Here is a 12,281-nt window from a genome sequence, read left to right as displayed (position 1 = left end):
CCCCTGCCCCTCCTGGCAGAACCCGGCTGCCCTGCTGGCGTTTACCCGACGGCGGGCGAGCTTTCCAGGGCGTTCAGGACGGCGCGCGTGAAGGTCTGCGTGTCGGCCGTGCCGCCCAGGTCGCGGGTGGGCTGGGCACGCAGCGCGAGGGCCACGGCGCGGTCGATCTGGTTGGCGGCGTCCGGGCGTTTCAGGCCGTGGCGCAGCAGCATCCCGGCGCTCATGATGGCGGCGGCGGGATTCGCCACGCCCTTCCCGGCGATGTCGGGGGCGCTGCCGTGAATGGGTTCGAACAGGCCCGCGCCATCGCCCAGGCTCGCGCTGGGCATCAGGCCGAGGCTGCCTGGAATGACGGCGGCGAGGTCGCTGAGGATGTCGCCGAACAGGTTCTCGGTGACGATCACGTCGTAGCGGCTGGGGTCCGAGACGATCAGCATGGCGACGCTGTCCACGTACTCGTGGTTCAGGTGAATGCCGCGGTAGTCACGGTCGCGCAGGGCGGTCACGTCCCGGCGCCACAGTTCGCTGACTTCCAGCACATTGGCCTTGTCGACGCTGGTGACGCGGCCCTTGCGTTGCTCGGCGGCCCAGAAGGCGACCTTCGCGACTCGCTCGACCTCGGCCGTGGTGTAGCGCATGGTGTTGTAGGCGGTGTCGCCGTCGATCTTGCGGTCGCCGTCGAAGTACACGCCGCCCAGCAGTTCGCGCACGATCAGGATGTCCACGCCGCGCGCCAGTTCAGGCTTCAGGGGCGACAGGTGTTCCAGGCCGGGCTGCACGCGCACCGGGCGCAGGTTGGCGTAGCAGCCGAGCGCCTTGCGCAGCGCCAGCAGGCCGCTTTCCGGGCGCTGGTGGCGGGGCAGCAGGTTCCAGGCGCTGTCCTGCGCTCCGCCGACCGTGCCCAGCAGCACTGCGTCGGCGTCCTTCAGGGCGTCGCGGGTGGGCTGCGGGAATGGGTCGCCGTGCGTGTCGAAGGCCACGCCGCCGATCAGGTGTTCCTCGATGGTCACGTCGGGCGCGACCTCACGCAGCACCTGCACGGCCGCCGCCGTGACCTCCGGACCGATACCGTCGCCGGGCAGGGAAACGATCTTAGGCATGCTGCTTCTCCTGCGGCGCGGCGTCCTGGCTGCTGTCCTGGCCGGGGTGACCGTGACCGGCCTGCGTGCTGTGGGCGGCCAGGGTCTCGGCTTCCAGCGCCGCCTGATCATGCTCTTTCATGTACTCCAGCCAGCCGCCGGCCTTCTGCACGTCCAGCGCGAACTGCGCGACCGGCACGAAGGTCAGGCTCTGCCCGGTGCGGGTGTTCGTGATGGTGCCCGCCGTGAGGTTCAGGTCGGCGGGGTCGCCGTCCTGGAAGGCCTGCACGATGCCGTCGCATTCCAGGGCCAGGAAGCCGTTGTTGATGGAGTTGCGGTAGTAGATGCGCGCGAAGTTCGGGGCGATCACGGCCGCCACGCCGGCGCCGCGCAGCGCCCACACGGCGTGCTCGCGGCTGGACCCGCAGCCGAAGTCCGCGCCGGCCACGATGATGTCGCCCGGCTGGACCCGTTTCACGAAGTTCTTGTCGTAGTCCTCCATGGCGAACTTCGCGAGTTCGCTTTCCACGTCGGTGGTCAGGTGCCGGGCGGGGATGATCTCGTCGGTGTTGATGTGGTCACGGGCAAATACGTGCACTTTAGCCATGGCGGCCTCCGGAAATGAAGGGTGAACCCAGAATCGGATCACCGGACGAAACGGCGTTCTGGAGCAACGCCAGGGCAGCCGCGCCGAGCACCGCCAGACCGAATCCCAGCCAGGGCCACCCGCTCAGGTGGCCGCGCAGGATCAATGTCAGGCCCACGAGCAGCGTCAGGAACGTGACGGCGGCCCAGCCCAGCAGGGCGTATGGGAAGGGAAGGTGCGACCAGAGACGCATCTCACGGTGGGTGTACAGCGTCAGGATCACGCCGAGCAGCAGCGGTCCCCAGGCCGAAGAGAGCGGCGCACGCCGTCCCTGGCCGGGCACCTGGCAGGTCATCCAGCACGCGAACAGCGCGGCGCCGGTGATGAGCAGGCCGGGCAGACTCATGTCAGTTCAGTCCGTCGGGTTGAGCGAACGCGCGGAGTTCTTGCGGCACTTCCTCGTCGTACAGGTCGCGCCAGTTGGTGCCGTCGAAGGTGAGGGCGGACTCGATGAACGACTGCGCCAGCGGGTCCGGGTCGTCCAGGGCGTCCAGGGGAATGTCCAGCAGCACCGCGACGGGCACGGGCAGCTCGGCGTCTTCCGGGACGACCAGTTCGTGTTCGAAGGTCTGCGTGATCAGTTCACGGGTCCACTGCGCCCACTCGGCCGGGTTCCCGGCGCCGGTTTCCAGCAGCAGGTCGGCGCGCAGGCGCTCGCCATGCTCGGCGGGCACGTCCTCGTCCACCCATTCCACGCGGCCGTCGGCGAACACCTGAACGGGCACGGTCTCCACGTCCAGGAAGTCCGGGAGGTCCAGGGCGTCCTCGCGGGCCTCGCCGTCCGGGTCGGCGTACGAGATCCAGGCTTCGCCGTCGAGGCTGTAACTGCTGCCCTCGCGGTTCACGGTGACTTCCACGTTGCCCAGCGTGGCGAACGACAGGTTCAGCGGGGATTGCAGGGGCGCGGGCTGCCGCAGTTCGAAGGCCACGCGGCGCGCGACCGGCACGGGGTCCGTGTCGTCGCCGTCGGTGGCGTCCAGGTGCGTTTCCTGCCAGCCCTCTTCGGTGTCGCCGTGCCACTCGCGGGCCAGCGTTTCGAGCATGTCCAGCAGGTCCGCCGGGGGTTCCGGGTCGATGTCCAGGCGGCCCTCGCGCCACTGCTCGGCCACGTAGGACGCGACGACCTCGCCGCCCAGCGTCGCGGCCGGGTGTTGCAGCAGGAACTCCATGGCGCGGCGGGGGTCCACGTTCACGGGGAACGCCTCCCACTTCGTGCCGTCGGCAGAGTGCTGCACTTCACGCAGGCGGACCGCGCCACCCTCGACCGGCAGGAAGCGGCCGGTGGTGTCGCTGCCCTCGCCGACGCGGCCCAGCGCCAGTTCGCCGCTCAGGCGGCGCAGCGCGGGCACAGGAATGGACTGCACGTCCTCGGCGGTTTCCAGGAAGCGGTCCACGCGGCCGTGCATGACGTGCAGCGTGCGGTACTGACTGTCCCACGCGGCCCCGTACGGCTGCGAGAGCCGCAGCGCGCCCGCGATCAGGTCGCGGTGCGCGGCGTCCTCGGGGGCGCGCGTGAAGGTCAGCGTGCCATCCGCGTCCATGGTCGCGTCGAAGGGATGCACGGTGGGCATCAGGCCCAGTTGTTTACGTCGTTTTGCTTCACCCATAAGTTCACCCAGCTTACTCGCGCGCAGCGGGCGCACGTGAGGTCCGCGCCCCGGTCCGGGCGCCGGCGGTCTACTCGCGCGAGGCGAGCAGCAGCGTCCCGAAGCCCAGCATCAGGCTGCCCGCCACGCGGTCCACGCCCCGGCGGGCACGCAGGTACGCGCCCTGCATGGACGCGGTGGACATGCCCAGCGCGACCAGCGCGAACCAGCCCAGGCTGAGGCCCACGATGATCCCGAACGCCGCGAGTTTCACGCCGCTTCCCGCGTCGGTGCCGAGCACGCCGCTGAACACGCTGCCGAAGAACACGGCGGCCTTCGGGTTGGCGATGTTCGTCAGGAACCCGGCGCGCAGGGCGGCCAGATCACTCAGCGGCGCCTGGACGGGCGCGGCCTGCGTGTCTGGTCGGGCACTGCTGCGCCACAGGCTGTAGCCCATCCACAGCAGGTACAGGCCACCCGCCACGCGGATCACGCCGTGCACCCACGGGAACGCCTCGAACAGCAGCCCGATGCCCAGCAGCGCCAGCGACGCCCACACGCTGATGCCCAGCACCACGCCCAGACCCGCCAGCAGCGCCGCGCGCCGCGTGCGGGCCAGCGCCGTCTGACTGACCAGCAGCACGTCCGGTCCCGGCACGATCAGCACCACGGCGTGCAGCGCCGCCACCACCAGCAGAATGTTCAGGTCCACGTTCTCCCCTCCCCCTCACGGCCCCCGGCGACCGGCGTTCAGTCGGCGGCGTTGATGGTGTCGTTGTACTCGCGCGGATCGCTGATGAAGCCCGACACGGCGCTCGCCGCGACGGTCGCCGGGCTGGCCAAGTAGATCTGCGCGCTCGGGTCACCCATGCGGCCCACGAAGTTCCGGTTGCTGGAGCTGATGCACACGTCGTCCGGCCCCAGCACGCCCGAGTGCATGCCCAGGCACGCGCCGCAACTGGGGTAACTGACGCTCGCGCCGGCCTCCACGAAGATCTCCAGCAGACCCTCCTGCGCCGCCTGCTTCCAGATCAGCTGCGTGGCGGGCACGACGATCATCTGCACGCCGTCCGCAACCTTGCGGCCCTTCAGGATGCGCGCCACTTCCCGCAGGTCCGTGATGCGGCCGTTCGTGCAGCTGCCCACGTACGCGTGCGTCACGGCGATCCGGTCGCTGCCCGCCACGCGCCCGTTACTGGGAATGTGCGGGTACGCCACGGTCGGCTCGACCGCCGAGGCGTCCACCTCGATGACCACCCGGAACTGCGCGTCCGCGTCCGACTGGTACTCGGTGTACTGGTCGGGCGTCACGCCGCGCGCCGCCATGTACGCCCGCGTCGTGTCGTCCACTGCGACGATGCCGGTCTTGCCGCCCGCCTCGATCGCCATGTTCGTCAGCGTGAAACGGCCCTCCATGTCCAGGTTGTCGATGTACTCGCCGACCCACTCCATGACCATGTAGTTCGCGCCGTCCGCGCCGATGCGCTTGATGACCTCCAGCACGATGTCCTTGGGCGTCACGCCCGGCTGCGTCTGGCCCGTCACGCGGATCAGCATGGTCTCGGGAACCTTGAACCACACCTTCCCGGCGTAGATGGCGCCCGCGAGGTCCGTGCTGCCCACCCCGGTCGCGAAGGCCCCCAGCGCACCCGCGTTGCAGGTGTGGCTGTCGCCGCTGACCAGCGTCTGCCCCGGCTTCATCAAGCCCGTGTTCTCCAGCACCACGTGCGCAATCCCGCCCCGGCCCACGTCGTAGAAGTGCTTGATGCCTTTCTCCTGCACCCAGCTCTTGAGCTTCTGGTACATCTTCGCGGCCTTGATGTTCATGGCCGGCACGCTGTGATCCGGCACCGCCACGATCTGATCCGGGTTGAACACCCGGTCCATGCCGCGCTCCTCCAGCATCCGCAGCGCCGCCGGCGTCGTGATCTCATGGCACAGCACCCAGTCGGTCGCGCACTCGATCAACTGCCCCGGCACCACCGCGTCATGCCCACTGTGAGCCGCCAGCATCTTCTCCGCAATCGTCATTCCCATACCAGAACTCCCTCCTCAAGAAACGCGCCCCCGGCCGCTGCGAGAGCTACCGGGGGCGAACACTGAACGCTGGGCCGCGCTCAACGCCCCAGGCAAAGAAGAAGACCCACCAGGGACGCCCCGACCCGCCAGAAACCGCTGAACATGCCCCGAGCATACGCCACCCCCCACACGCGGGGAACAGGTGGTGTAGATAGGGGCCAGCCTACAGGGGAACTACGAAGGAAGATCACAGACTGCAGTCAAGAGGCTGAATTTCAGCACAGACAGGAAGGCCGCACCCCAGCTTCCGGGTGCGGCCTTCCTGTCTGTATGTACCAAGAGTTTCCACTGCCCTGCCGATGACGTGTCACGCGGCCTCAAGCAGGGGGCCGTCCTGCTCCATCCCGGTCAGGACGTACTTTTCCGCATTCTGAGCTGCCTGCCGTTGTGCAGCTCGCCACGACATTCCCGGCACTTCTCGACGCACCCGTAAAACCGCGTGAAAGGCCTCCACCACGCACCACACCCGGTTCTCCTGCGCCTGGATAGTCCGGCAATGACAGCGTCCCAGTCCCAGGTTCTGTTTGAACAGCCGGTGAATCACCTCAATCCCCCAGCGGGCCTTCCAGGCCCGCAGCAGCGAGCGAACCGTGACGTCACCGCCGAACGTGCTGAACAGGAAAAAGCGTGTCCACTCACCGTGCACTTTGCGCCACACGATCAGAACATCGAACCCACCGACCTCACGGGCGACCGGCAATCGGCGGACACGCCACCCGAACTCCGCGTACAGGTGGCAGCGTTCCGGAGGGAACTGTTTGCTCAGCGCATCGAGGGTGAGTCCCTCACCCTCGAACTGCACCGTCATATTGGCTTTGGCACGGATCAATACCGGAATCTGATGCTCGCGACTGAAGGTCACGGCCGCGTCCCGCCCGAACTCTCCATCCAGGAAGAGACCCGCCATGGGGACGCCCGCTGCGAGGCAATCATGGACGACGTGGATCATTTCCTGCGTGGCGGTGCGGTACGGATAACAGGTCGTCTCAAGGGCCTGGGAGACCTTGAAGCGCTCCAGCAACGGAACCGGATCTTCACCGAACCTGACCAGGGCAGCGGAGGTGAACTGATGGCCCAGACGGGTCTGGGCCTGGCCGCTGTAGTGGTAGTTGACGCCTTCCATCGTCCGTCCAGCGTGGGGCACCATGACGAAATCGAAGGCCAGGAACGCGCCGGAAGGCGCGTTCCTGGCTCGGCGCTGGAGGTCTTCCGTCGATGCGTAGGAGCTCCGCGCCATCTCCCAGCAGATGGCGCTTTTGCGCAAGGTGCTGTAGGGGACGAGACCGCTGAGGCTGGTGATTCGGTTCAGCTGGGCGGTGATGATGCTGTGCGGTAGGCTGGGCGTGCGAGGCATAGTCACTTCGCATCAAGGCCCATGAGACCGGGGAATTTCAAGCCCCTGCCTCCTGGGCCTTCGTTCTGATCGCTGTTCTCTGCCCCGTGGAAACTCTTGGTACGTATCTGTAGGTACGTAGCGAGGTCGCCCGTTACTGCAGGTCAAAGTCGATGACGGGCGGCGCTTCGGCTTTGGGCGTTTCTTCTTTCGGTTGGTCGTTCTCTGGGGTGCCTGTGGGGGTGGCGCGCTGGACGTTGGGGATGGCGACGGGGGTGGTGCGGTCCATGGGCTGGTGTGGCTGGCCGGGTTTGACCCACTGGGTGCCGGGCGCGGCGGGGCCGGGGGTGCGGCGGGGTGGGGTGGGGTAGGCGGCCTGGCGGGCGGCGCGGATGATGCTGTCGACTTCGTGTTTGCTGAGCAGGCCTTTCTGTTCGAGGGTGCCGAGGATGCCGAGGACCATTTTACGGGTGAATTCGGCTTCTGCCTGGGGGTCTTTGGGGGTGGGGGCGGTCATGGGTGTCAGGGTAGCGCGTGGGGGATGGGGGCTGCACCTCACGCGGTGACATCGGGTGTTCGGTGCGTCGGGCCGCGGGGCGCGCGGTCTGGCAGGTGGGTGTTAAACTGCGCTGTCTGAAAGAGTGGTGTGAATGGTCACCCACGCGGCATAACGCTTCGCCCTAATGTGTGGTGGCGTGTCGGGGCCTGCGCGAAGAGGTTTAGACGTCGAGGAGGACTGGGAGAATGTACCGAGGAAGAGAGGGGCAGTGGGCATTCCTGCTTCACCGCCTGTCCGGGCTGGCAATTCTGGCTTACCTGTTGCTGCATGTGTTCAGCATCGGGTCGTTCATTTTTGGTGAGCGGTTTTACATGGTGATTCACGAGACGTATGATCTGTGGCCGTTCCGGATCGGGTTGCTGTTCGTGACGGCGGGCGTGGTGTATCACGCGTTCAACGGGCTGCGGATCATCGTGATGGACTTCACGGGCTTTGGCGTGGCGTACCAGCGGCAGATGTGGTACGGGGTGCTGCTGATCAGCGTGGCGGCGTTCCTGTACTCGGCGTGGACGCTGTACCCGCGTCTGGTGGGGGGGTACTGATGATTCGTGCCCGGACGTTCACGGATGCGCGGCAGCAGTCGCACAGTAATGCGGAGCTGAACTGGTGGATCTTCATGCGGATCAGTGGGTTGATCCTGGTGTTCCTGATTCTGGGGCACATCTACATGACGTTCATTCAGGTCAGCGAGTCGGACGCCACGTTCGACGCGGTGGTGGGGAAACTCGCGAATCCCGCCTGGAAGTTCTATGACTGGTTGATCCTGGCGCTGTCGCTGATGCACGGTGCGAACGGCGCGCGGTACTCCATTGAGGATTACGTGCGGTCCCGTCCGAACCGGGCGTGGGTGAAGGGTGTGTTCTACACCGTCATCGCGCTGCTGTTCGCTTTTGGAACTATTGGCCTGTTCTCAATCTGAGCCTGCGTCCAGAATTGGCAGGTGGTAAAGGATAACTATGCATCATCGTTATGACGTTCTGGTTGTGGGTGCGGGCGGTGCGGGCCTGATGGCGGCGCTGTACGCGGCGAAGGGCAACGTGTCCGTGGCCTGCATCAGCAAACTGTACCCGACGCGTTCTCATACGGGCGCTGCGCAGGGCGGGATTGGCGCGGCGCTGGGGAACGTGCAGGAAGATCACTGGGAATGGCACATGTTCGACACGGTCAAGGGCGGCGATTACCTGACCGATCAGGACGCCGCCGAGGTGTTCGCCAAGGACATCATTGACGCCGTGTACGAGCTGGAGCACATGGGTCTGCCGTTCTCGCGCACGCCGGACGGGAAGATCGCGCAGCGTAAGTTCGGTGGTCACACCCGTGATTTCGGGAAGGCGGCCGTGGAGCGTTCCTGCTACGCGAAGGACCGCACGGGTCACATGATCCTTCAGACCCTGTACCAACAGAACGTGAAGGCCGGAACGACGTTCTACAACGAGTTCCACGTGACGGACCTGCTGATCGAGGACGGCCGTTGCCGCGGTGTGGTGGCGTACGAGCTGAGCACCGGCGAGCTGCACACCTTCCACGCGAAGGCCGTGATTCTGGCGGCGGGCGGGTACGGCCGGGCGTTCAAGATCACCAGTAACGCGCTGACCCTGACGGGTGACCTGATGAGCATCTACTACCGCAAGGGCCTGCCCCTTGAGGACATGGAGTTCTACCAGTTCCACCCGACGGGTCTGGCGAAGCTGGGCATCTTGGTCACGGAAGGCATCCGTGGTGAGGGCGGCATTCTGCGTAACGACAGCGGCGAGCGCTTCATGGAGCGGTACGCGCCGACCATCAAGGACCTCGCGCCGCGTGACATCGTGTCGCGCAGCATCATCACCGAGATCCGCGAGGGCCGGGGCGTGGGCCGCGACAAGGACGCCGTGAACATCGACCTGACGCACCTGCCGCGCGAGGTGATCGAGGGCAAACTGGCCGAGATTACCGACCTGGCGCGCACGTACCTGGGCATGGACCCGGTCAAGGATCTCGTACCGATCCAGCCGACGGCGCACTACGCGATGGGCGGCATTCCCACTGACCTGAACGGCCTGTGCCTGAGTGACGGGAACGGCGGCAGCGTGGAGGGCCTGTACGCGGCCGGTGAGCAGGCCTGCGTGAGCCTGCACGGCGCGAACCGCCTGGGCACCAACAGCCTCGGGGACCTCGTGGTGTTCGGCCGCCGCGCCGGGATCTACGCCGCGCAGTACGCACGTCAGGTGGAATTCCCGGACATGCCCGAGAACCCCGAGCGCGAGAGCGTGGACCTGTTCGACCGCCTGCGTAGCAGCAACGGCAAGGACAACGCCGCCTCGATCCGCAAGGAACTGCAGGAATCCATGATGAACAACGTCGGGATCTTCCGCAACGGCCCCGACATGGAAAAACAGGTGGGGATCGTGCAGGAGCTCAAGGCGCGTTACGCGAACGTGGGCGTCAGCGACCCCAGCCGCCGCTACAACAGCGAGCTGATCGAGGCGATGGAACTGGGCTTCATGCTCGACTGCGCCGAGGCCATGACCGCCAGTGCCCTGAACCGCACCGAGTCGCGCGGCGCGCACGACCGCGAGGACTTCACGACCCGCGACGACGAGAACTGGCTGAAGCACACCATGGCGTACAAGGACCTGAACCGCGAGGGTCAGGTGCAGATCGGGTACAAGCCCGTGTCGCTCAAGGGCTTCACGCGGGCGTTCGAACCCAAGCCCCGCGTGTACTGACCCAAACCCCTACCCACTCGGGCGGTGTGCAGGAAGGCGCCGCCCGGAAGGAACTTCAATGACCCAGACCCACGCACCGACCAGCGCCGCGCCCGTCTCTGCGAGCGTGCCGATGATGCAACTGAAAGTGAAGGTCCTGCGCTTCGACCCCGAAAAGGACAAGAAGGCGCACTGGACCACCTACGACGTGGAAGCCCAGGCCAGCGACCGCGTACTGGACGTCATCAACCACATCAAGTGGTACATGGAGCCCAGCCTGACCTTCCGCCGCTCGTGCATGCACGGCATCTGCGGCAGCGACGCCATGCTGATCAACGGCCGTAACCGCCTCGCCTGCAAGACCCTGGTGCGCGACGTGGCCAAGAGCGGCGGCACCATCACGGTTGAACCCATCCGTGGCCTGAAGGTCGAGAAGGACCTGCTGGTGGACATGGAGCCGTTCTTCGACTCGTACAAGGCGATCATGCCGTACTTTATCAACGAGTCCCCGGCCCCCGCCGCCGAGCGCATCCAGTCCGAGGAAGAGGCCGAGCGCATGGCGCACTCCAGCAACTGCATCCTGTGCGCTTGCTGCACGACCTCCTGCCCGATCTTCTGGGTGAACGGCTCGTACCTCGGCCCGGCTGCGATCGTGCAGGCGCACCGCTTCATCTTCGACACCCGTGACGAGGCCACGCAGCAGCGCCTGGGCATCATGAACCAGAACACGGGCGTGTGGCGTTGCCGCACCGCGTACAACTGCACCGAGGCGTGCCCGCGCGACATCCCCATCACGCAGCTGATTGAGGAAGTCAAGCGCGCCGTCATGTACGGTCAGGCGTAAGCCGAAGCCCTCCTTCTGGACTCAGCCCCGCCCCGCCCGACGGCAGGCGGGGCTTTGTCAGTCTGGTTGCGGGCGTGTACCGTGGGGCATGACGAACGCCCCGTACCCGACCTCCCCGCGCGTCATTCCCACCGTGTCCGGGCCGCCCGTGATCGGCAGCATCACGCAGCTGTACCCACACCGCCTGCGCGCCTTCCTGACGGCCGCGTACCGCGAGCACGGCCCGGTGTTCAACGTGACGGGACTGGGGCAGACGTACACGGTGCTGGCCGGGCCAGAAGCGAACGTGTGGACCGTGAAGGAAGGACACCGCCACCTGCGTTCCCTGGAGGCGTGGCGGCCGAACGATCAGGCGTTCGGGGTGCAGCGCTCCATGATCAGCGTGGACGGCCCGGAGCACCGCACCTTCCGCCGGACCGAGTCGCGCACGTACGCCCGCTCGTACCTGGGCGCGAACCTGCGCCGCGCGCTGTCTGTGACGGCCGAGGACCTCGTGCCGCTGCGCGCCGGGGATGACCTACAGGTGGCGCACTGGTGCAAGGCGGTGATCACCGAGCAGCTGGCGCGGGTGGTCGTGAACGGCACGGCCCGCCCGTACCTGAACGACCTGCTGAGCTTCGTGCAGAACACCCTGATGGTCCGCGTGACCCGGCAGCGCCCGCCGCTGGTCGAGCAGTTGCCGGGCTTCCGGCGGGCGCGGGCGCGGTCCCTGGGCATGGTGGAGGCACTGATCGAGGAGCACCGCCGCGTCCCACCGGAGCAGGCGGGCCGGGCACCGGACCTGATCGATGACCTGCTGGCCGCGCAGGCCGCCGACCCGGCGTTCTGGTCGGACATGGACCTGCGCATGGCAACCATGGGGGCGTTCATCGCGGGCATGGACACTGCCGCGAACACCCTGGCGTTCGTGCTGTACCGCGTCGGGCGGCACCCGGAACTGGTCCCCGCTCTGGTCGCGGAGGCCGACACCGCCTTCCAGGACGGGCCGCCCAGCATGGACACCCTGGGGGGGCTGCCGCACCTGCACCGCTTCGTGATGGAGTGCCTGCGCCTGCACCCGATCGCGCCCGCCATGACCCGCACGGTCACGCAGGACTTCGAATTCGCGGGCGTCACGGTGCCGCAGGGTCGGCGGGTGATCATCGGTACGACCGTCCCGCACGGACTGGACGGGTGCTTCACGGACGCCGACCGCTTCGACCCGGAACGCTTCGCGCCGGGCCGCATGGAGCACCGCCGCCCCGGCGCGTTCGCGCCGTACGGACTGGGCACGCACATCTGCGCGGGCAGCGGCATGGCCGAGGGCCTGATCATGCTGAACCTCGCGGCGATCCTGCGGACCCTGGACCTGCGCGGCGACCCGGCATACGTGCTGCGCGAGGTCGCCCGCCCCACCGCCACGCCCGACGACCGCCTGACCCTGCGCGTGAACGCGGTGCGGCACCCGGCGGTCAGCCTGCTCGCCTGA

Annotated in this window: 13 protein-coding genes; 5 read left to right on the top strand and 8 right to left on the bottom strand. The window is 67.2% G+C overall.

The window, feature by feature from the left end; genetic code table 11:
• Window positions 1-41: 41 nt before the first annotated feature.
• The 8 genes from leuB to M8445_RS10670 form a co-directional block, all read right to left on the bottom strand.
• The gene (gene leuB / locus M8445_RS10705) at window positions 42-1,100 is read right to left on the bottom strand and encodes a 3-isopropylmalate dehydrogenase (protein ID WP_273987746.1); all 1,059 of its coding nucleotides are present in this window, start codon (window positions 1,098-1,100) and stop codon (window positions 42-44) included.
• Window positions 1,093-1,686, bottom strand: coding sequence for a 3-isopropylmalate dehydratase small subunit (locus tag M8445_RS10700; RefSeq protein ID WP_273987745.1), 594 nt, complete (start codon window positions 1,684-1,686; stop codon window positions 1,093-1,095). The genes leuB and M8445_RS10700 overlap by 8 nt, the downstream gene beginning before the upstream one ends.
• Complete coding sequence (locus tag M8445_RS10695) at window positions 1,679-2,071, bottom strand: hypothetical protein (RefSeq protein ID WP_273987744.1); 393 nt, start codon at window positions 2,069-2,071, stop codon at window positions 1,679-1,681. The genes M8445_RS10700 and M8445_RS10695 overlap by 8 nt, the downstream gene beginning before the upstream one ends.
• 1 nt (window position 2,072) lies before the next feature.
• Window positions 2,073-3,332, bottom strand: a complete 1,260-nt coding sequence (locus tag M8445_RS10690; RefSeq protein ID WP_273987743.1) for a hypothetical protein — start codon at window positions 3,330-3,332, stop codon at window positions 2,073-2,075.
• Between the two features lie 70 nt (window positions 3,333-3,402).
• Entirely contained in the window at window positions 3,403-4,023 is a 621-nt protein-coding gene (locus tag M8445_RS10685) for a LysE family transporter (protein WP_230289204.1), read from the bottom strand.
• A 38-nt stretch (window positions 4,024-4,061) separates the two neighbouring features.
• Entirely contained in the window at window positions 4,062-5,348 is a 1,287-nt protein-coding gene (locus tag M8445_RS10680; protein ID WP_273987742.1) for a homoaconitate hydratase family protein, read from the bottom strand.
• Window positions 5,349-5,697: 349 nt separating this feature from the next.
• Window positions 5,698-6,744, bottom strand: a complete 1,047-nt coding sequence (locus M8445_RS10675; RefSeq protein WP_273987741.1) for a transposase — start codon at window positions 6,742-6,744, stop codon at window positions 5,698-5,700.
• A gap of 133 nt (window positions 6,745-6,877) precedes the next feature.
• Window positions 6,878-7,240: a hypothetical protein gene (locus M8445_RS10670; RefSeq protein ID WP_273987740.1), complete on the bottom strand. Its 363-nt coding sequence runs from the start codon at window positions 7,238-7,240 to the stop codon at window positions 6,878-6,880.
• A 227-nt stretch (window positions 7,241-7,467) separates the two neighbouring features.
• On the opposite strand from M8445_RS10670, the gene sdhC reads away from it, so the two are divergent.
• The 5 genes from sdhC to M8445_RS10645 all read left to right on the top strand — a co-directional run bounded on the left by sdhC (window position 7,468) and on the right by M8445_RS10645 (window position 12,281).
• Window positions 7,468-7,824: a succinate dehydrogenase, cytochrome b556 subunit gene (gene sdhC, locus M8445_RS10665; RefSeq protein ID WP_273987739.1), complete on the top strand. Its 357-nt coding sequence runs from the start codon at window positions 7,468-7,470 to the stop codon at window positions 7,822-7,824.
• A complete protein-coding gene (locus M8445_RS10660) occupies window positions 7,824-8,201 on the top strand; it encodes a succinate dehydrogenase hydrophobic membrane anchor subunit (RefSeq protein ID WP_189063350.1) in 378 nt (125 codons plus the stop codon). The genes sdhC and M8445_RS10660 overlap by 1 nt, the downstream gene beginning before the upstream one ends.
• A 37-nt stretch (window positions 8,202-8,238) precedes the next feature.
• Window positions 8,239-9,990, top strand: a complete 1,752-nt coding sequence (gene sdhA / locus M8445_RS10655; protein WP_273987738.1) for a succinate dehydrogenase flavoprotein subunit — start codon at window positions 8,239-8,241, stop codon at window positions 9,988-9,990.
• A gap of 58 nt (window positions 9,991-10,048) precedes the next feature.
• Window positions 10,049-10,813 carry a succinate dehydrogenase iron-sulfur subunit gene (locus tag M8445_RS10650; RefSeq protein ID WP_055363022.1) on the top strand — a complete coding sequence of 255 codons (765 nt, stop codon included), beginning with the start codon at window positions 10,049-10,051 and terminating at the stop codon, window positions 10,811-10,813.
• 88 nt (window positions 10,814-10,901) lie between these two features.
• Window positions 10,902-12,281: a cytochrome P450 gene (locus M8445_RS10645; RefSeq protein ID WP_273987737.1), complete on the top strand. Its 1,380-nt coding sequence runs from the start codon at window positions 10,902-10,904 to the stop codon at window positions 12,279-12,281.

It is taken from the genome of Deinococcus aquaticus, from assembly GCF_028622095.1.
Classification (GTDB): domain Bacteria; phylum Deinococcota; class Deinococci; order Deinococcales; family Deinococcaceae; genus Deinococcus; species Deinococcus aquaticus.
The sequence above is the reverse complement of the archived record's forward strand: the minus strand, read 5'-3'. Positions and strand labels throughout refer to the sequence as shown.

Bases quoted from the DNA above. Each gene is read 5' to 3' on its own strand.
- M8445_RS10700 (WP_273987745.1), bottom strand. From the start codon at position 1,686: ATGGCTAAAGTGCACGTATTTGCCCGTGACCACATCAACACCGACGAG.
- M8445_RS10690 (WP_273987743.1), bottom strand. From the start codon at position 3,332: ATGGGTGAAGCAAAACGACGTAAACAACTGGGCCTGATGCCCACCGTG.
- M8445_RS10680 (WP_273987742.1), bottom strand. From the start codon at position 5,348: ATGGGAATGACGATTGCGGAGAAGATGCTGGCGGCTCACAGTGGGCAT.
- M8445_RS10650 (WP_055363022.1), top strand. From the start codon at position 10,049: ATGACCCAGACCCACGCACCGACCAGCGCCGCGCCCGTCTCTGCGAGC.
- M8445_RS10695 (WP_273987744.1), bottom strand. From the start codon at position 2,071: ATGAGTCTGCCCGGCCTGCTCATCACCGGCGCCGCGCTGTTCGCGTGC.
- M8445_RS10675 (WP_273987741.1), bottom strand. From the start codon at position 6,744: ATGCCTCGCACGCCCAGCCTACCGCACAGCATCATCACCGCCCAGCTG.
- M8445_RS10645 (WP_273987737.1), top strand. From the start codon at position 10,902: ATGACGAACGCCCCGTACCCGACCTCCCCGCGCGTCATTCCCACCGTG.
- M8445_RS10670 (WP_273987740.1), bottom strand. From the start codon at position 7,240: ATGACCGCCCCCACCCCCAAAGACCCCCAGGCAGAAGCCGAATTCACC.
- sdhA (WP_273987738.1), top strand. From the start codon at position 8,239: ATGCATCATCGTTATGACGTTCTGGTTGTGGGTGCGGGCGGTGCGGGC.
- leuB (WP_273987746.1), bottom strand. From the start codon at position 1,100: ATGCCTAAGATCGTTTCCCTGCCCGGCGACGGTATCGGTCCGGAGGTC.
- M8445_RS10660 (WP_189063350.1), top strand. From the start codon at position 7,824: ATGATTCGTGCCCGGACGTTCACGGATGCGCGGCAGCAGTCGCACAGT.
- sdhC (WP_273987739.1), top strand. From the start codon at position 7,468: ATGTACCGAGGAAGAGAGGGGCAGTGGGCATTCCTGCTTCACCGCCTG.